The organism is Immundisolibacter cernigliae (assembly GCF_001697225.1).
GTDB classification, from domain to species: domain Bacteria; phylum Pseudomonadota; class Gammaproteobacteria; order Immundisolibacterales; family Immundisolibacteraceae; genus Immundisolibacter; species Immundisolibacter cernigliae.
Window position 1 is genome coordinate 3,061,572 of the sequence record NZ_CP014671.1, and the last position, 17,338, is coordinate 3,078,909.

The following is a 17,338-nucleotide window of genomic DNA, read 5'->3' on the forward strand; positions in this document are numbered from 1 at the left end:
ACACGGTATTCACAGTTGCCGGACGCCGAGACCCGCCGCAGGCCCGGGCGTCCGCGCCCCGCGCCGTTGGCCAGAGCCGCTCAGACGTCCCGCTTGAGCTCGTAGGATTGCAGGCCGGGCTTGAACTCGCGCTTCTTGAACGAGACCAGCGCCGTGCGCACCCAGTCGTCGTTGGTCTCGCGGGACAGTTCCCACATCTTGGCCATTTCGTAGTCGATGGCGACCTCGAAATCCATGTCCAGCACCTTCTCGTAGACCTCCTTGGTCTTGCCGAGCACGACGCGGCCCAGGCGCGTCAGCATCTTGACCACGCGGTCGGTCTCGGCGTCCAGCTGCGCCAGCGGCACGGATTTGGTGGCGTAGCCCAGGTCGTGCGCCCGCTTGCCGGTGAAGGTCTCGCCGGTCAGGGCGTAGTACAGCGCCTTCTTGCGCGACGGCATGTTGTTGGCGTAGGCCCAGGTGGTGCCGCCGCCGGGAAAGATGCCGAAGTTGATTTCGGACAGGCCCCAGGTCGACTCGTCGGCGGCGATCACGATGTCCAGCACACCGGCCAGGGCCATGCCGCCGCCAAAGCACCAGCCGTTGACCTTGCCGATGGTGACGGCGGAGATTTTCTTGATGCGCGTGAACCAGCCGAACGCGTTCGTGTTGATCTCGGCCATCAGTTCGGGTTTGTCGAAGGGCTCGAGGAAGCACTGTTCGAGGTCCATGCCGGCGCAAAACGCGTCGCCCGCACCGGTCAGCACGATCACCTTGCAGCGGGCCTTTTCGATCTCGTCCAGCACCTTGCACATTTCCGCATGCAGCGTGGGGCTCATGCAGTTGCGCTTTTCCGGCCGGTTGAAGGTGACGTAGGCCGCGTTGTCCCGGATGTCTAGCAGGACGGTCTGATAGGTGCTCATGGTTCTCCTTCCAGTTTTGTCGTTGGTAAGCGGGCGATCGGCGCCGCCCCGGCGTCGGCGACACACGCGGTTTTCCAGATGCGCTACCGCGTCGCTAATTTAACATTCGTTTAAGTGCCTTCGCAGGGCGAAAACCGCTTGTGCGCGCTCGTGGGCAGGGCTATAACGAACCAACGTCGGGCCTGAACGTGTCAGGCCCCGGCCGGCCGTTAATTTGCGGCCAGCAACGCAAGAAGCGCTGCTCTGGATCCATGGAGGATGCCAACCAACCGAACCCTACAAGCACCCGGAGGAGAGACATGGACCAGACCACCACCCAACCCACCCACACCGGCCTGATGGACTTTCGCGCCTGGATCAACGAGCTGGAGCGCACCGGCCACCTGGTGAAAATCGCCGACGAAATCGACCCGCAGACCGAGGCCGGCGCCATCATGCGCCTGGCCAACGAGCGCCAGTCCCCGGCGCAGTGGTTCACCAATCTGAAAGGCGCCATGCCCGGATCGAGCCTGCTGGGCGGGCCGTTCGCCACCAAGGAACGCATCGCGGTCGCCTTCGGCCTGCCGCCGGACACGCCGTATTCGGTGCTGACCGACGTGTTCGCCGATGCCCTGCACGGCAAGCGCATCAAGCCGGTGATCGTGCCGACCGGCAGCTGCCAGGAGAACGTGCTGCTCGGCGACGACGTCGATCTGGACCTGTTGCCGGTGGCCAAGCTGCATCCGCAGGACGGTGGGCCGTACATCGGTACGCTGAACATCGGCGTGTGCAAGGACTTCGACACCGACTGGGTGAACTGGGGCACCTACCGCGGCATGAAGCACGACAAGAAAAGCACCGGCCTGTGGCTGGGTCCGCTGAACCAGGGCGGGCAAATCCTCAAGAAATACCGCGCCGCGGACAAGGTGATGGAATACGCCATGTTCTTTGGCGGCGATCCGATGCACAACATCGTGGCGTCCTCCAGCGTGCCGCCCGGCGTGTCGGAAGTGGACGTGGTCGGCGGCATCCGCGGCGAGCCGGTCAAGCTGGTCAAGTGCAAGACGGTGGACCTGTACGTGCCGGCGAACGCCGAAATCGTGCTGGAAGGCACCGTCAGCCCCGGCGATGAGAAGGAAGAAGGACCGTTCGGCGAATACCCCGGTTACGTCGTTTCCGGCACCAACGCCCGGCCGGTGTTCCGCCTGACGGCGCTGACCTACCGCAACAACCCCATCCTGCCGGCCACCTGCCTTGGCGTGCCGGTGGACGACGCCGTCATGTGGGTGCTGGAAGTCGCCGCCAGCGTCAAGGAAGCCCTGCGCACCAAGGGCGTGCCGATCATCGACGTGGCGGTGCCGGAGTTCAGCGGCTGTCACGCGGTGGTGGTGTCCACCAAGACGCCGCACGCCGGCATCCCGCAATTGATTTCGAGCATCAGCTGGGCCGACCGCAACGCCAGCTACTTCCCGTACGTGATCGTGGTGGACGAGGACATCGATCCCTGGAACCTGGGCGAGGTGTTCCACGCCATGTGCACCAAGTGCAACCCGGTGCGCGACATCCACATCCACCCCGGCTACATCAACAGCCCGCTGACGCCGTACATCGCTGGCCATCCGCTGCGCGAACTGGGCGCCGGTGGCGGCAACGTGCTGCTGGACTGCACCTGGCCGATCGAGTGGAAGGCCGAGCAGCGGCCGCACCGCCTGGCCTTCAAGAACACCTATCCGGAAGCCGTGAAGGACAAGGTACTGGCCAACTTCGCGCGCTGGGGCTTGCAGCGATAGGAAGAATGGGTCCCGGCTGTGCCGGGCGATCATCGGACTGTAGGAGCCCGGCTATGCCGGGCGATCAATCGCGCAGCGAAGCTGCGCTCCTGCAAGGTTTTCTCCCCATGGCGGGCGCTGCATGAATCAACAATGGATTCATGCAGCGCTTCCCCAGGCGGTCTCATGGCTTCTGAAACGGCGGGCGGGGCAGGGATGTCCGGCCCGTCTTGCCATCGAGCGGGGGCTGAGTCGCTCCCCGTTCAGGGTCTCCAGTCCACCGCGTGCTCGTGCAGATACGCGTCGACCGCGGCGCCCAGCGTGGGGTAGAAGTTCTCGGCACCGAAGCGCTCGAACAGCTCGAAGCGCTTCAGCTTGTCCTTGACCGGGTCCTTCATTTCGGCGAAACGCAGTTCGATGCCCGACTCGCGCAATGCCTGTTCGAGTTCGGCAAGCATGTCCGCGGCCGTCACGTCGACGCTGGTGACCGGCTCGGCGGACACGATGATCTGGCGCACCGGGGTTGGCGATTGCGCAATCGCCTCCAGAACCCGCTGGTGGAACAACTCGGCGTTTGCGAAGAACAGCGGTGCATCCCAGCGGAACAGCACCAGGCCGGGGATCAGCCGCGCGTCCGGGTAGCGCCTGATGTCGTGGTAGCCGCGGATGCCCTCGACCCGGCCCAACACCGCGTGATAGGGCCGCCAGCCGTCCCACAGAAACTCGATCACCGCGACGATGATCGCCAAGCCGATGCCCGGAATCACCCCCAGCACGGCGACGCCGACGAAGCAGGCGATCGACAGCCAGAACTCCCAGCGCTGGATGCGAAAGATGCGGCGCAGGTCCCGAAATTCGAACAGGCCGATGGCCGAGGCGATCACCACCGCTGCCAGTGCGCTGTGGGGCAGGTGGCGCAGCAGGTCCGGCGCCAGCACCAGCAGCGACGCGACGGCCACGGCGCCCACTACGCCGGTGAGCTGGGTCTTTGCGCCCGCGGCCTCGGCGACCGGGGTACGCGAGGAACTGCTGCTGATCGGGAATCCCTGGCACAGTCCGGCGGCCAGGTTGGCGGCGCCCAGGCCGATCATCTCCTGGTTCGGATCCACCCTGGAGTGGGTCTTTGCGGCATAGGCCCGCGACAGGACGCTGGTGTCGGCGAACGCCACCATGGCAACCGCGCAGCCACCGATCACAACCTGACTCAGGTCGGCAAGGCGAATCCACGGCAGGGTCAAGGATGGCAGGCCCGGCGGCAGTGGGCCGAGCACGCTCACGCCGCCGCCGTGGTCCAGACCCAGCACACCGACCGCGACGGTCGCGCCCACGACCGCGATCAGGAGCCCCGGAACCGCCGTGAATCGCTTCAGCAGCAGGATCGTCCCGAGCGTGCCGGCGCCCACCGCGAACGTGGTCCAGTCGGTTTTGCCGTCCAGCACCGCCTGACCGATGAGCACCACATCGAGCACCTGCCAGGCGCCGTCGATCGAGAAGCCGAACAGCTTGGGTAGCTGGCTGACCAGCACCGTCAGCGCGATGCCGTTCATGTAGCCGTAGCGGATCGGCTTGGACAGCAGTTCGGTGACGAAACCCAGGCGCAGCACCCCGATCAGGATGCACACCAGTCCGGACACCACCGCCATCATGCTGGCCAGCGCCACCGCGCGCAGCGGGTCGCCGCCCGACAGCGGCAACACGACCGCCAGAATCACCGGCGCGAGGGACGAGTCCGGCCCCAGCACCAGAATGCGGCTTGGACCGAACAGCGCGTAGACCAGCAGCGGGACGATCGTGGCGTACAGCCCGTAGATTCCCGGCACGCCCGAGGCCACCGCGTAGGCGATCCCGACCGGCACCAGCATCGTCGCCAAAACCAGGCCCGCCATCACATCGTGTGGCAGCCACGCAGTTTCGTAACGACTCAGGGTCTGCAGTCCGGGCAGCCAGCGTGTCCAGCGACTCACGATTCTCCTTGTGGGCGAACCCCGCCCGATTGCGGGCAAGCATGGTAATCGCTGCACGCCGGATCCGCCGCCAGCCATTCCCTGCGCAGCAATAAGGGGTGCGTCTGTTCGTCGGCCTGCGGCGTGACACCACCGCGTATCCCGTACGACCGGTCAAGGTTCACGAGGGCAGGCTTGGATTTCCCGGCGCCCGCCACCTGGAAAGACCTGGCAGGAGCGCAGCTGCGCTGCGCGATGATCGCCCGGCGGAGCCGGGCTCCTACAGTGCGTAGGTGCAATATGGCGCAGCCCCGTTGCACCGAATGGAGCCATCATACGGCGCATGCCTTGCGGTTATGGCGCCCTACGCGGGCTGTGGTCGGGTGGCGCTTGCCGTGAACGTAGATGTATCGTTTCACCCACGGAGCGCACGCGCGATCGGTACACTGGCTGAAGGGCTTCAGCCGGATACGATCTCGAAACTGATCGAGCATACCGGGCAACCGGGACGCCGAAGGATCGACAGGAGAAGTGTTCATGTGCAGGTCCAGCTTATCGGATAGGGTGAACTTTATGAATCATAAGGTTGGCGCATGACGCCCAGATTACCGGACATGTCTGATAACACATTTATTCCGACAAATGTCGGATAACTTACGTTAGACAGCACAGAGAATCCTATTGCCATGTCTGCAAATCGCAAGCGGCCGACAAACCACTATCTTACGCTGCATTACACTGTTGTATTGATTCTTTACATTTCCGCATTTGGGATCGCTTATGCACTTCTGTCCATTCCCGCAGCCCACCGAGATTTCATGGTTTCTCTCTCCAGTGCCGCAATCCTAGCCACGTTCGGCTCCGCAATTGCTACGGTCGGTTCGCTCTGGACTGGTGATCATGCTAGTCGCATCGCTCTCAATGTGGACATTCTATTTCGAGATATACTGAAGCAGGAAGCGTGGCGTCGCTGGCCATTTCTTCTTCGCGGCGGGACTCGACGCTTGTTTGGTGGCGACGTTCAGCATGTCGAGTTGCACAATCCAAAGATTACCCTCAACGTAGGCTCTCACGAGATTGATGTCACCGTTCCAACAGTGCAGGATGATTTCTTTGATCTCCCGCTTTTTCACAACTTGGTCCCCTTATTTCGCTTCAGCAGAGCTGCGCATACAACCATTGTAAATTCAGCAAAAGATGACGTTTTCCCTAAGAACAATCTTAAACCGATGGATCAGTACTTCGCGTACGAATGCCTGGCACAGATTTGGTATAGCGTATTGATCTTCCGCACTGCAAGATATGTTGTGCATTTTGGTGCTGCGCTTACAATCGCTAGCGCACTCATTGGCGGAGCTGCCGCTTTCGCAAGTGCAGTCTAACTATGTGCTCAACCGGTCCGTCGGGGACATGTTACGTTCAAACCAAACCATCTCGGCCCTTGGCCGGTTAGCACGGCGTTGGGCACCGCACCCAGCTAACACTGATTCCAATCACCTGGCGTTCTCAAATCCGAAGTGCAACACAGTTTTCAATGAAGGCTGGGTGAAGGTTGATGAGCATTGGCCAGGGTCTGCGCGAAGACCTGCAGCGGCGTTTGCCAGTCGTGAATCGCCCGGGGTCGGGTCTTGAGGCTGTCGGCGATGGCATCGAGTTCGGCTTGCGTGTGGATCGACAGGTCAGTGCCCTTGGGCAAGTATTGGCGCAGCAGCCCGTTGGTGTTCTCGCAGGTGCCGCGCTGCCACGGGCTGTGGGGGTCGCAGAAGTAGACCTTCACGCCCGTCTGCGCGGCCAGCTCGGCGTGTCTGGCCATCTCCTTGCCCTGGTCATAGGTAAGGCTCTGGCGCAGCGGTGCGGCGATCGAATTCAGCTTGGCAGAAAAGCCTGCCAGTGCCGAGGCCGCCGTAGCATCACTCATCTTGGCCAACAGCACCAAGCGGCTGGTGCGCTCGACCAAGACGCCCACCGAAGATTGGTTGCCCGCGCCCTTGATGAAGTCGCCCTCCCAGTGGCCGGGCATCACCCGGTCGTTGACCTCGGGCGGACGCACGTGAATGCTGACCATCGCAGGAATCCGGCCGCGCCGATCGGCGCCGCGCGTGCGCGGCAGGCGCGTGCTGCGACCGTGGCGCAGGCAGGCGATCAGCTGGCGGCGCAGTTCGCCACGCGGCTGGGCGTAGATCGCGGTGTAGATCGTTTCGTGGGACACGTGGCGTTGCGCCTCGTTGGGGTAGACGCGTTTGAGGGTAGCGGCAATCTGCTGCGGGGACCATTTCCAGTCCAGTAAGGTGCGCACGATGCCCCAGGACACGGAGTGCGCACTGAGCTTGCGCGGTGGCCGGGCGGCGACCCGCCGTGCGGTGCGCAGCCCGTGGGCGGCTTCACTGGTGTAGCCCGCGTCGGGCGAGTGGTTGCGGGCCAACTCGCGGCTGATCGTGGAGGGCGAGCGCTCCAGTGTGCGGGCCATGGCCCGCACACTGGCCCCCAGCCGTGTCATGCCGGCCATGACGACCCGATCCTCAGGCCGCAGTTGCGTATACGAACGTTTTTTTTCCATGGCAACACCTTACTCCGGGTGAGGTGTTGCACTTCAAACTTGAAACCGCCCCTCAATATTTTCTGGAGCAAACCCGCATGAGTTCAATCTCTAAAGGCGATCTTGTCTTTCAACCTAGTTTGGCGGATTTCTCGGCGCAGCGAGCAGACAAAGCGCTCACAGTCCTTGCGGGAGCCAACAATTCCGGCAAAAGCCTTGTACTCAAGTGGTTGAAGCAAACTCTTGGTCGCGTCGCCTATATGGTTGGGACAAATCGCTTCTATCACGTCTATCACTTCAGCACGGGCATCCGCGATCCGAATCAGGTGGATCAGTTTGAAAACCAGTTCAACAGCCAGTTCCATCAAGAGCAATACAACTACGAGCAGAACTTTCTCGATCTCAACGGCATAATCGTCGGGCTTAGTAACAAACAGCGCTCAGCGCTGTTTGATCTTTGCAGTCAGCTCATCGGATCAACGTTCTCGCTAAAAAAGGTGGATGAAGAAAATGAGTTGAGTAATCGCTACATCGATATGGATGGCCAAAATCTGAGTGTTGGAAGTACTGGCACTCGTCTCTTGATGACTATCCTGGGTATTTGCATGGATGATAGGTACAGCTCAATCCTGATCGACGAACCTGAGTTAGGGCTTGGGCCAAAAGTACAGCAAGCGCTTTCCTCGTTTCTACAGGACACCGCGGAACGAAAGAAGTGTTTTCCTCATCTCAATCGGGTGTTTCTCGCTACGCATTCCCACCTGTTTCTTAGCAGAGATGACATCTCCAACAACTTCATCATTTCAAAGAACGGGAAGAACATATGCCTGACTCAGGTAAATTCAATCTCTGACTTCCACCGTCTCCAGTTCAACTTGCTTGGCAACTCTCTTGAGTCAATGTTCTTTCCCTCGGTGATCGTCGTAGTCGAAGGCAAAACCGATCATGAATACATTGAGCGAGTCCTTCAACTAAAGTTTCCGGGCCGCCGAATTACAGTAATTCCATCTGGGGGAGACGTTAAGAGGAAAGTGGCCGGACTTCGTGAGGCATTTGGCGACCTGATGAAGAGCCCGTTCCGTAGCCGACTATTTGTTGTTCTTGATAAGGTTCATCAACCCGGACTGGTTGCAGAATTACAGGAAATGGGCGTGCCAACGGACAATGTCGTTCGCTGGGAAAAAAACGGCATCGAATATGTTTACCCGAGTTCGCTCTTAGTGAGTGTCTTTTCGTGTGGAGAATCGCTATTGCAGGCGCTGTCGATTAGTGGTGACGTCATCACGTTGAACGGTATTTCAAAGACAAAAAATGCACTGAAGGACGAGATACTCAAGGGGCTTGACTCAAGTACTCCATTGCCGAGCGAATTGGAGATAAAACTGCTCGCGAAAGTTACGGTGGCCATTGAATAAGCGGTGCCCAACCCATCGTTCCAGCGAGCAAGGGTGGGCAAAGCACAGCGTGCCCACGCGGTTTTAGGATTTGGCAGATACACGGACTTGGCCCGTTTGCCCCACGGGCCACACAAACACGATTCAACACGCCGGCAAAAAAACGCAACCTCAATTGCGAACGTCGGAGTCTCCCAATAATGAGCAAGCGTAGCCTGGATGGAGCGCAGCGGAATCCGGGGTGATGAGGCAGCCGGTTTCCCGTATTGCGCTGCGCTGCATACGGGCTACCAACGCTCAGGCATTCGGCCCGAGGGCGGGCCTCCCACAGGCCAGGGCTCCGCTCGCTACAAAACCCTTCAGGTGGCGCGCGATCGTTAACTCGGCTCTGCGCGCCGCTCACCGCATGACAAACGGATCCGGCTGTTCGCGCGCCGTGCTGAGCCACACGGTCTTGGTCTGAGTGTAGGTGTCACGTCCCGGCCGATTATTTGGCCTTCGATGAAACAGCTCCGGTTTTGAAGCGTACCAGTGCTGAAGCGCTTGAGCCGGAGTCTGGGCGTTCAGTGCCTTCTGCGGCAAGTGGTGGTTGTAGAGCGTGACATAGCGGTGCAGGGTCTGCTCCAGGTCCTCGCTGGACCTGAAGTGGTGCGTGCGCAGCAGGTCCGCGATGCGCCCGTTGAAGCGCTCGACCATGCCATTGGTCTGCGGGTGGCGCGGGGGCGTCAGACGGTGCTCGATGCCCAGTTCCTGGCACAGGCGATCGAACTCATGCGTCCCGGTCGGGGCCCGCGCCCGGCTCCCGAACAGCCGGTCCGTGAACTCGGTGCCGTTGTCGGTGAGCAGGCGCGTGATGCGCACCGGGCAGGCCGTGGCCAGGGCACTGAGGAAGGCGCGCGCCGAGCGCGCGCTCTTGTCGGCTTTCAGGGCCACGTAAACCCAGCGGGTGGCCCGATCGATGGCCACGAACAGGAACCGGCGCCGGTCCTCGTCGGCCATCTGCGGCAGGTACTTCACGTCGACGTGCACAAAGCCGGGCACGTAGGTCTTGAAGGTCTTGCTGACCGCTTTGTCCGGCGCCGGGCGCAGGGCGCGCAGGTTGCCCACGCCGTGGCGGCGCAGGCAGCGGTCCAGCCCGGAGCGGGACACGTCCGGACACAGGAACTCGCGCGTCACCGCCAGCAGGTCGTCCAGCGGCAGCAGCAGGGCCCGGCGCAGGTAGACCACGATCGCCTCCTGGCCGGGGGTCAACGTCGTTTGCAGGCGGTGCGCGGTGTGCGGCCGGTCGTAGACATCCGGGCGCCGCTTCCATTTGTAGATCGTCGGCTCGGTGACGCCAAAGCGGCGGGCCAGCACCGCCACCGGCTCATCACTGGCCGCGATCTGCGCCCGCACGTGGGGCGTGGTGCGGGCTTGTTTGTGCAGTGCAATCAGCATGCGGACACCTCCCGATCAACCGCTTTCCCGTCCCCTGCCAGCTCCCGGAACACCTCGCGCGCCAGCAGCAGCGGGGACCGAGACGGAACTATATGATGATCCGGGATGGAACATGTAGGCAGCCAGGGCCTCGGCGCCGTTCTCTCGCCCGATGCCGCTGGCCTTGTAGCCACCGAAAGGCGCCAGGTACGACACGGCCCGGTAGGTATTGACCCACACGGTGCCGGCGGCGAGCGCGTCGGACATTTCAAGCGCGCGGCGCAGGTTCTGCGTCCACACGCCGGCGGCCAGGCCGTAGTCGGAGTCGTTGGCGATGCGGATGGCCTCGTCCTGGTCGCCAAAGCGCAGCACGGACATGACCGGGCCGAAGACTTCCTCGCGAGCGATGCGCATGTCGTTGGTCACGTCCGCAAAGATGGTCGGCTGCACGAACAGGCCCTTGCCGCCGGCCGGGTGCGGGGCCGGGCCGCCGCCGAGTACGCAGCGGGCGCCTTCGGCCCTGGCGATTTCGATGTAGGAGAGGATTTTTTCGTACTGCGGGCGGGTGGTGACGGGGCCGACCTGCGTGGCCAGATCGGCCGGGTCGCCCAGTTTGGCGCGCCCGGCGAAGGCGACCAGGCGCTCGACGAAAGCGTCGTGGATGCTGTCCTCGACCAGCACGCGCGAGCCGGCGAGACAGGTCTGCCCGGTGGCGGCGAAGATGCCGGCGATGACGCCCTTGACCGCCTGGTCGAGGTCGGCGTCCGCAAACACGATGTTGGGCGACTTGCCGCCCAGTTCCAGCGTGGCGGGGATGAGGCGCTCGGCGGCGGCCTTGTACACGCCGCGCCCGCCGGACTCGCCGCCGGTGAAGGCGACCTTGGCGACCTTCGGATGCGCCACCAGCGGCACGCCGACTTCGGCTCCAAAGCCGGTCACCACGTTCAGCACGCCGGGCGGGAAGCCGACTTCGTCGAAGATGCGCGCCAGTGCGATGGAGGAGGCGGACGTGAACTCGGACGGCTTGAGCACCACCGTGTTGCCGGCGGCCAGCGCCGGGGCGAGCTTCCACGTCGCCAGCATGAGCGGCGAGTTCCACGGCGTGATGGCGGCGATCACGCCCAGCGGCTCCGGCCGCGTGTAGACCGTGACGTCGGGCTTGTCGATGGGGATGACGCGGCCTTCCAGGTTCTCGGCGAGACCCGCGTAGTAGCGGTACCAGGACGGCAGGTAGCGCGCTTGACCGCCGGTTTCGGCAATCAGCTTGCCGTTGTCGCGGGTTTCGATTTGGGCCAGCTCGCCGGCGGCCTGCTCCAGGCGATCGGCCAGGGCGCGCAGCAGGCCGGCGCGGTAGGCGGGTTTGCTGCGGCCCCAGCCGCTTTCGAATGCAGTTCGGGCCGCAGCCACGGCGGCATCCACGTCCGCCGGCCCGCCGCGGGCGATCTGTGCCCACGGTTCCAGCGTGTAGGGGTTTTCCGTTTCGAACCACTCGCCGCCGGCGGCGTCGCGGAACTGGCCGGCGATGTAGAGGGGAAAGCGCTGCATGGGGTGCTCCGTACGGGTGGCGCCGTCGGAGGGGTCGGACGCGACACCGCGGCGACGGGCGAATGCCTGCCCGACCTTCTCGTCGAGCGGGTTCAGGTTACTTGACGCGCGCGGTCATGGCCTCGCCGGGCGGCCGGGCGTTCAGGCCGGCTTCGCCGACCACCTCGAACTGCCCAGTCTCGACGGCCTTCTTCTGGCCCCAGGACCAGTGGATGTGCACGCCGTTGGTACGGTCGTAGCGGTTCTGGATGATGCTGGCCAGGGAATGGCAGCGCACGGCCAGCTCGATGGAGTCGTCGCTTTCCGGGTACAGCTCGTGGGCCACGCCGGGCGGCGAGCAGTCCACATCACCCGGCCCCATGACGATCTCGTCGATCTTGCGCAGGCGCACCTTGCCGGTGGCCGGGTCCACGCCGTCCTGCGTCCAGTGCACCAGGCGCAGCTTGCCGGCCACCTGCACGTTGATGGCCCAGCAGGCACCGTGGTCGTGCGGCTCGCGGTAGCCGATCTTGGACGAGTGCACGCCCATGATGCCCAGCCCCGGATCCGTCATGCTGCCGTAGAGGTCGGGATTCTCGCCGGTCGCGGCGCCCAGGGCGGCCAGCAGCTGGGGATCGGCGACGGCTTTTTTCATCACGGCGGCCAGTTGCTCCATTACCCCGGGCCGGTGCGCGTCGTCGCCGGCGATGCGCAGCATTTCGTCCAGCATGGCCTGCATGGCCGGCGGTTGGCTTTTGGTTGGTGCGTTCATTGGTTTGTCTCCTCGTCATCGATCGGGGTGCGGATGCGCCTGCGGGCAACGATAGCACCCGGTCGGCAGCCGAGATCGGGCTGTGCCGCGTCATTGATGGTCGAACGCCGGGACGGTCCGGATGTCATCGATCCGCAACGGAACTGCCACCGGCCGGTCACACCAGGGTCACGGTTTCGAAAAGTGCGGCCCCGATAGTTGGCTTCGGATGCCTTGGGCGTCCACCCACCAATCACGCCTTCGGGCACGCCTTCGGGGAGCAACGATGCAAAAGACACTATTTTCTCGATTCACGGGCGCGCTGTTTGCGGCCGGCTGCCTGTTCAGTGCCGTGCTGCACGCCGCCGGGCCGGCTGACGACCTTCAGGGCCCGCTGTCGGCGTTCGGCAAGCCGGACCTGCGTGCCAACGTTCAGGTGGGGCCGCGACCGTTTTATCTGGTCGCGGGCATGGACGAGGGCGCCCTGAAGTCGAAATTGAAGCGCTGTGCGGACGGGCCGTTCCGGCGTTCGGATTTTTCGATCGGCCATCGCGGTGCGGGGCTGCAGATTCCGGAACACACCAAGGAATCGTACGAGGCGGCGGCCCGGATGGGCGCCGGCATCGTCGAATGCGATGTGACGTTCACCAGCGATGGCGCGCTGGTGTGCCGCCACGCGGAATGCGACCTGCACACGACGACCAACATCGTTGCCACCGATCTGAACAGCAAGTGCTCGGTGCCGTACAGCGGGCCCGGATCGTCGCCGAAGTGCTGCACCAGCGACATCACGCTGGCCGAGTTCCGGACGCTCACCGGCAAGATGGACGCCAGCAACCCGGCGGCGACGGATGCGCAGGGCTACCTGGGCGGTACTGCCGACTGGCGCACGGACCTGTACACCGGGCGCGGCACGCTGATGACGCTGGACGAGAGCATCGCGCTGAACCAGCGGCTTGGCGTCAAGCACACGCCGGAACTCAAGGGCGGCGATCCGGCGCGCATTGCGGCGGTATTCGGCGGCCAGGCGCAGTACGCGCAGGCGTTGATCGACCACCTGCAGGCGGCGGGTGTCCGCCCGCGTGACGCCTGGCCGCAGTCGTTCGACCTGGCCGACGTGCTGTACTGGATTCACAACGCGCCGGCCTATGGCCGCCAGGCGGTCTACCTGGTGGACTACGATCCGGCCGCGAAGGACACGCTGCCGCCGCTGCCGCTGGCGACGCTTGAGTCGCTCAAGGCCCAGGGCGTGAAGATCATCGCCCCGCCGATGCCGGCCCTGCTGGCGGTGGATGCCGAAGGCCGCATCGTGCCATCGGCGCTGGCGAACGAGCTCAAGCGCCTCGGTTTCGACATCATCACCTGGACTTTCGAGCGCTCGGACCTGCGCCAGGGCGCGTCGAAAGCGGGCTTCTACTACGCCTTCGATCCCGAGGGCCGGGCGATCGCCAAGGACAGCGACATGTACAAGGCGCTCGACGTGCTGGCCAAGCGCGTAGGCGTGCTGGGCATTTTCTCCGACTGGCCGGGCACGGTGACCTATTACGCCAACTGCATGGGTCTTTGAGAAGCCGGCGCGGGGCACACACAGCGCGACGTGGCAACCTTGCCTTTGGTCTGTCGGGGCGTATCGGCTGGCTGGAAAGGCAAGGTCCTCACGTCGCTGCGCTCCTCAGGACGACGGGGTGTTGGTGAGATGCGGCGGCGGCGCAGCGTGGACAGCGCGCCCTGACCGTCGACATACAAACGCCCTCACCCCGTCGTTGCGAGGAGCGCACCGCGCGACGTGGCAACCTTGCCTTTGGTCTGCCGGGGGCGTGCCGGCTGGAATGCGCCGCCCCGCGTCACGTCCTCAAGTGAAGTGCGGCATCACCTTGTCGGCAAACAGGCGCATGGAATTGCTGACCTTGTCGTGCGGCATGGCGCCGACGTTGGTCCACAGGATGATGTCCTGCAGGCCGACCTCGTCGCGCAGGCGGGTGATGCGCTCGATGGCTTCCTCGGGACTGCCGAAGATGGCCAGCTCGCGGCAAACGAAGTCGTAGTTCAGGTCCTTGGTCAGCTCGCCCAGCTGCAGATAGCCCTTGTAGCTGTCCGGGAACTGGGCATGCTTTTCCTGCAGGCGGCCCATCATCTCGCCCATCATCACGCCGATGATGTCGTAGTAGCTCATCATGGCTTTTTCCACGTCACGCCGGGCGCGGTCGCCGTCGCTGTCGATGTACACCGGCAGCAGCACCGGCAGGCGGAACTTCGAGGCGTCTCGCTGGTACTTGGCCAGAGCCGCCTTGTAGCCGCCCACGGCCTGCTTGAGCTGCTCCAGCGGCAGCACCTGCGCCGGCAGGAACAGGTTGAAGCCGTACTCGCCGGCAAGATCGAAGGTGTCCGGGCTGAAGGCCGACACGAAAGTCGGCAGGGTCGGCTTTTGCACCGGCTTGGGCACCACGCGCACCCGGTCGATGCTGTTGAACTTGCCGTTGAAGCTGAATTCCTCCTCGGTCCAGGCCAGGCGGATGATGTCCAGGTGCTCCCGGAACAGTGCCTTGGACTGGTCGATGTCGATGTTGAAATGGTCGTAGATGCCGGTCATCGGGTGGCCGCGGCCGATGCCCCAGTCGACGCGGCCGCCGGACAGGATGTCCAGCGTGGCGAGCTCTTCGGCCAGGCGCAGCGGCTGGTTGATCGGCAGCACGGAAATGCCCATGCCCAGACGAATGCGTTTGGTGACCTGGCTGGCGGCGGCGGCCAGCAGCAGCGGTGCCGGCAGAATCGAATAGGCGCGCTGGAAGTGCAGTTCGGCCAGCCACAGGCAGTCGTAGCCCAGTTCGTCGGCCAGGCAGAACTGGTCCAGGTGCTCCTGGTAGAGCTCGGCGTCGCTGCGATCGGCGGCGCCCTGCATCTCGTAAAACAGACCGAATTTCATGCCGGACCACTCCTTGGATTGGCGGCGCGCACGGCGCCGGCTTGGGGTTTTCTTGACTTGCGGGTGAACGCGGCGCGACCATGCGCGCATGGCTGACTGAACGTTCCGTGGGCGGCTATTCGACCACCGGTTGCCATGCGCCGTCCACGCACCCCAACACGCGCAGGAGAAACACAATGAACCAGCAGGACATCGTCGACCGCATTGCCGCCCGCTGCGTGGAGTCGGCCAACACCTGGCCGTGGCTGACCGGCAAGATGACGGTCGGCATGGCGCAGGCCTGGATGATCCAGCACTCCATCCGCAACCGCCAGTTCAGTGCCAGCTACCGCCCGGCCTGGATGAGCCGCTGCCCGGACCAGGCGGTGGTGCGCAAGACCATCGGCCAGATGCTCGAAGAACTGGTCTATGACGAGAACCTGAAGGCGCCGCACACCAAGATCCTGTTCGAGATGGCCCGTACGCTCGGCCTGACCGACAAGCAGCTGCACGACGCCGTGCCCAACGCCAAGACCGACATCTGGCACCAGGTGACCGAGAACCTGTGCCGCAACCGGCACTGGATCATCGGCTGGCTGTCGACCTCGCTGGAAGAATTCGTGCTGACCGCCATCGACCGCGAGACCAACATCAGCGCCGACAAGTGGCAGAAGGACCTGGGCCTGACCGACGAACAGCTGTTCTTCTTCCGCTACCACGAGAAGGCGGACATGGAACACGCCGGCAAGGTCGTGTGGGCGCCGATCAAGCGTCACGTGACCACGCCGGAACTGGCCGCCGACGTACTGGCCGGTCTGGATACGGCGCTGGAAGCCTCGCGCATCTTCTACGAAGGCGTGATGGACCTGGCCGCCGAGCTCGACGCGCAGGGCGTCAAGCTGCCGACCGCTGCTTGACCCACATCATCTCAGGAGCCCCGACGCCATGAATGCCAACACCCAGTTCATCCAGGATCTGGTCACCTTCCCGGCCAAGACCAATGCCATCCCCAAGGCGCTCTACGAGAGCGCGGAGATCTATCAGCTGGAAATGGAACGGCTGTTCTACGGGCCGCACTGGCATCCGGTGGCGCACGTGGGCGAGATCCCGAACGCCGGCGACTACAAGACCTTCTATATCGGCGAGGTGCCGATCCTGATCACGCGTCTGGAAGGCGGTGCCGTCGGCGTGTTCCACAACGCCTGCTCGCATCGCGGCACCATGCTGGTGCCCGAGGTGCGCGGCAACGCCGGCGAGTTCCAGTGCCCGTATCACCGCTGGCTGTTCGACAACGGCGGCAACCTGCGCGGCGTGCCGGGCGAGAACGATTTTCCGGAAGACTTCTGCAAGGCCGACTTCGGGCTGCGCAAGATTCGCTACGAGGTGTTCGCCGGCCTGGTGTTCGCCACCCTGGATGACCACGCGGCGCCGCTTTCGGAGCAGCTTGGCGAGATCGCGGCGCCGCTGGCCGCCTCGCTGGGTGGTGACGGCAGGCTCAAGCTGCTCGGCTACCAGAAGGTCATGTACAACGCCAACTGGAAGACTTACCGCGATCAGGACGGCTATCACCCGCCGCTGTTGCACGCCGCCTTCAAGATGCTCAACTGGCAGGGCGGCAAGGGCGAATGCACGATTTCCGAGAACGGCAATATCGCGCTGGTGTCGCAGCTGGCGGCGGTGCGAAACGCCGATTTCCTGAAGGACCCGAGCCTGGTCGAGTTCAAGGGCGTGGACCCGAGCCAGGGTTCGTACGTGGTCTGCCCGTCACTGGTATCGTTCGGCAGCAAGCATCTGGACATGTTCAATTTCCGCTTTGGCATTCCGCGTGGGCCGCTCAAGACCGAGGTCCACTGGGCCTACTTCTGCCACGAGGATGACGACGAGGAAATGATCCGCCATCGGCTGCGCCAGTCGTCCAACATGCTCGGCCCATCGGGCTTGGTCAGCCTGGAGGACGCGGCCGTGTTCCACCGCATCCAGAATGCGCTCAAGGCCGGCACACCCAATGCCTACTTCATGAAGGGCGTGCGCAAGGACGCCGATCCATACAAGTCCGGCCAGAACGACGAGATCGCCAACATCGTCTGGTGGGAGTGGTACCGCAAGCAGATGGGTTTCAGCCGCGCCGCGGCCTGAAGCGGCGGCCTACAACGAAATAAGGTTTTTGCGGTCCTGCCAGGGCCGGTCGGGTGAAAACAGCCGCAGCTTCGTTTACCGAGCTG

General features: G+C 63.6%; 13 protein-coding genes. 6 read left to right on the plus strand and 7 right to left on the minus strand.

What is annotated here, in order from left to right; genetic code table 11:
- Positions 1-80 precede the first annotated feature (80 nt).
- Complete coding sequence (locus PG2T_RS14395) at positions 81-902, minus strand: p-hydroxycinnamoyl CoA hydratase/lyase (RefSeq protein ID WP_068807031.1); 822 nt, start codon at positions 900-902, stop codon at positions 81-83.
- A 299-nt stretch (positions 903-1,201) separates the two neighbouring features.
- On the opposite strand from PG2T_RS14395, the gene PG2T_RS14400 reads away from it, so the two are divergent.
- Positions 1,202-2,671 carry a UbiD family decarboxylase gene (locus PG2T_RS14400; RefSeq protein ID WP_068807034.1) on the plus strand — a complete coding sequence of 490 codons (1,470 nt, stop codon included), beginning with the start codon at positions 1,202-1,204 and terminating at the stop codon, positions 2,669-2,671.
- A 242-nt stretch (positions 2,672-2,913) separates the two neighbouring features.
- On the opposite strand, the gene PG2T_RS14405 is transcribed toward PG2T_RS14400, so the two are convergent.
- A complete protein-coding gene (locus PG2T_RS14405) occupies positions 2,914-4,692 on the minus strand; it encodes a SulP family inorganic anion transporter (RefSeq protein ID WP_083214971.1) in 1,779 nt (592 codons plus the stop codon).
- 587 nt (positions 4,693-5,279) lie between these two features.
- Between PG2T_RS14405 and PG2T_RS16155 the strand changes: the two genes are divergently transcribed.
- Positions 5,280-5,975 carry a hypothetical protein gene (locus PG2T_RS16155; RefSeq protein ID WP_145931109.1) on the plus strand — a complete coding sequence of 232 codons (696 nt, stop codon included), beginning with the start codon at positions 5,280-5,282 and terminating at the stop codon, positions 5,973-5,975.
- A 149-nt stretch (positions 5,976-6,124) separates the two neighbouring features.
- On the opposite strand, the gene PG2T_RS14410 is transcribed toward PG2T_RS16155, so the two are convergent.
- Positions 6,125-7,150, minus strand: coding sequence for an IS30 family transposase (locus PG2T_RS14410; RefSeq protein WP_068807041.1), 1,026 nt, complete (start codon positions 7,148-7,150; stop codon positions 6,125-6,127).
- Positions 7,151-7,227: 77 nt separating this feature from the next.
- Between PG2T_RS14410 and PG2T_RS15665 the strand changes: the two genes are divergently transcribed.
- Positions 7,228-8,544: an ATP-dependent nuclease gene (locus tag PG2T_RS15665; protein ID WP_083214972.1), complete on the plus strand. Its 1,317-nt coding sequence runs from the start codon at positions 7,228-7,230 to the stop codon at positions 8,542-8,544.
- Positions 8,545-8,922: 378 nt separating this feature from the next.
- Here PG2T_RS15665 and PG2T_RS14415 read toward each other — a convergent pair whose 3' ends face one another.
- The 3 genes from PG2T_RS14415 to PG2T_RS14425 form a co-directional block, all read right to left on the minus strand.
- Positions 8,923-9,960: an IS481 family transposase gene (locus PG2T_RS14415; RefSeq protein WP_418268524.1), complete on the minus strand. Its 1,038-nt coding sequence runs from the start codon at positions 9,958-9,960 to the stop codon at positions 8,923-8,925.
- A 15-nt stretch (positions 9,961-9,975) separates the two neighbouring features.
- Complete coding sequence (locus PG2T_RS14420) at positions 9,976-11,484, minus strand: aldehyde dehydrogenase (protein WP_068807044.1); 1,509 nt, start codon at positions 11,482-11,484, stop codon at positions 9,976-9,978.
- A 97-nt stretch (positions 11,485-11,581) separates the two neighbouring features.
- Positions 11,582-12,235 carry a cupin domain-containing protein gene (locus PG2T_RS14425; RefSeq protein ID WP_068807047.1) on the minus strand — a complete coding sequence of 218 codons (654 nt, stop codon included), beginning with the start codon at positions 12,233-12,235 and terminating at the stop codon, positions 11,582-11,584.
- A 265-nt stretch (positions 12,236-12,500) separates the two neighbouring features.
- Between PG2T_RS14425 and PG2T_RS14430 the strand changes: the two genes are divergently transcribed.
- A complete protein-coding gene (locus PG2T_RS14430) occupies positions 12,501-13,781 on the plus strand; it encodes a glycerophosphodiester phosphodiesterase family protein (RefSeq protein WP_068807050.1) in 1,281 nt (426 codons plus the stop codon).
- A 285-nt stretch (positions 13,782-14,066) separates the two neighbouring features.
- On the opposite strand, the gene PG2T_RS14435 is transcribed toward PG2T_RS14430, so the two are convergent.
- Positions 14,067-15,137 (minus strand): LLM class flavin-dependent oxidoreductase, encoded by a 1,071-nt coding sequence (locus PG2T_RS14435; protein ID WP_068807053.1) that lies wholly within the window; start codon positions 15,135-15,137, stop codon positions 14,067-14,069.
- A 176-nt stretch (positions 15,138-15,313) separates the two neighbouring features.
- Here PG2T_RS14435 and PG2T_RS14440 point away from each other — a divergent pair, with 176 nt between their 5' ends.
- Both PG2T_RS14440 and PG2T_RS14445 read left to right on the plus strand, forming a co-directional pair.
- Positions 15,314-16,033: an iron-containing redox enzyme family protein gene (locus PG2T_RS14440; protein ID WP_068807056.1), complete on the plus strand. Its 720-nt coding sequence runs from the start codon at positions 15,314-15,316 to the stop codon at positions 16,031-16,033.
- A 28-nt stretch (positions 16,034-16,061) separates the two neighbouring features.
- Positions 16,062-17,252 (plus strand): aromatic ring-hydroxylating oxygenase subunit alpha, encoded by a 1,191-nt coding sequence (locus tag PG2T_RS14445; RefSeq protein WP_068807059.1) that lies wholly within the window; start codon positions 16,062-16,064, stop codon positions 17,250-17,252.
- Positions 17,253-17,338: the final 86 nt, after the last annotated feature.

Coding starts and splice junctions, on each gene's coding strand:
- PG2T_RS14420 (WP_068807044.1), bottom strand. CDS start 11,484: ATGCAGCGCTTTCCCCTCTACATCGCCGGCCAGTTCCGCGACGCCGCC.
- PG2T_RS14430 (WP_068807050.1), top strand. CDS start 12,501: ATGCAAAAGACACTATTTTCTCGATTCACGGGCGCGCTGTTTGCGGCC.
- PG2T_RS14395 (WP_068807031.1), bottom strand. CDS start 902: ATGAGCACCTATCAGACCGTCCTGCTAGACATCCGGGACAACGCGGCC.
- PG2T_RS14435 (WP_068807053.1), bottom strand. CDS start 15,137: ATGAAATTCGGTCTGTTTTACGAGATGCAGGGCGCCGCCGATCGCAGC.
- PG2T_RS14425 (WP_068807047.1), bottom strand. CDS start 12,235: ATGAACGCACCAACCAAAAGCCAACCGCCGGCCATGCAGGCCATGCTG.
- PG2T_RS16155 (WP_145931109.1), top strand. CDS start 5,280: ATGTCTGCAAATCGCAAGCGGCCGACAAACCACTATCTTACGCTGCAT.
- PG2T_RS14405 (WP_083214971.1), bottom strand. CDS start 4,692: ATGGCTGGCGGCGGATCCGGCGTGCAGCGATTACCATGCTTGCCCGCA.
- PG2T_RS15665 (WP_083214972.1), top strand. CDS start 7,228: ATGAGTTCAATCTCTAAAGGCGATCTTGTCTTTCAACCTAGTTTGGCG.
- PG2T_RS14410 (WP_068807041.1), bottom strand. CDS start 7,150: ATGGAAAAAAAACGTTCGTATACGCAACTGCGGCCTGAGGATCGGGTC.
- PG2T_RS14400 (WP_068807034.1), top strand. CDS start 1,202: ATGGACCAGACCACCACCCAACCCACCCACACCGGCCTGATGGACTTT.
- PG2T_RS14440 (WP_068807056.1), top strand. CDS start 15,314: ATGAACCAGCAGGACATCGTCGACCGCATTGCCGCCCGCTGCGTGGAG.
- PG2T_RS14415 (WP_418268524.1), bottom strand. CDS start 9,960: ATGCTGATTGCACTGCACAAACAAGCCCGCACCACGCCCCACGTGCGG.
- PG2T_RS14445 (WP_068807059.1), top strand. CDS start 16,062: ATGAATGCCAACACCCAGTTCATCCAGGATCTGGTCACCTTCCCGGCC.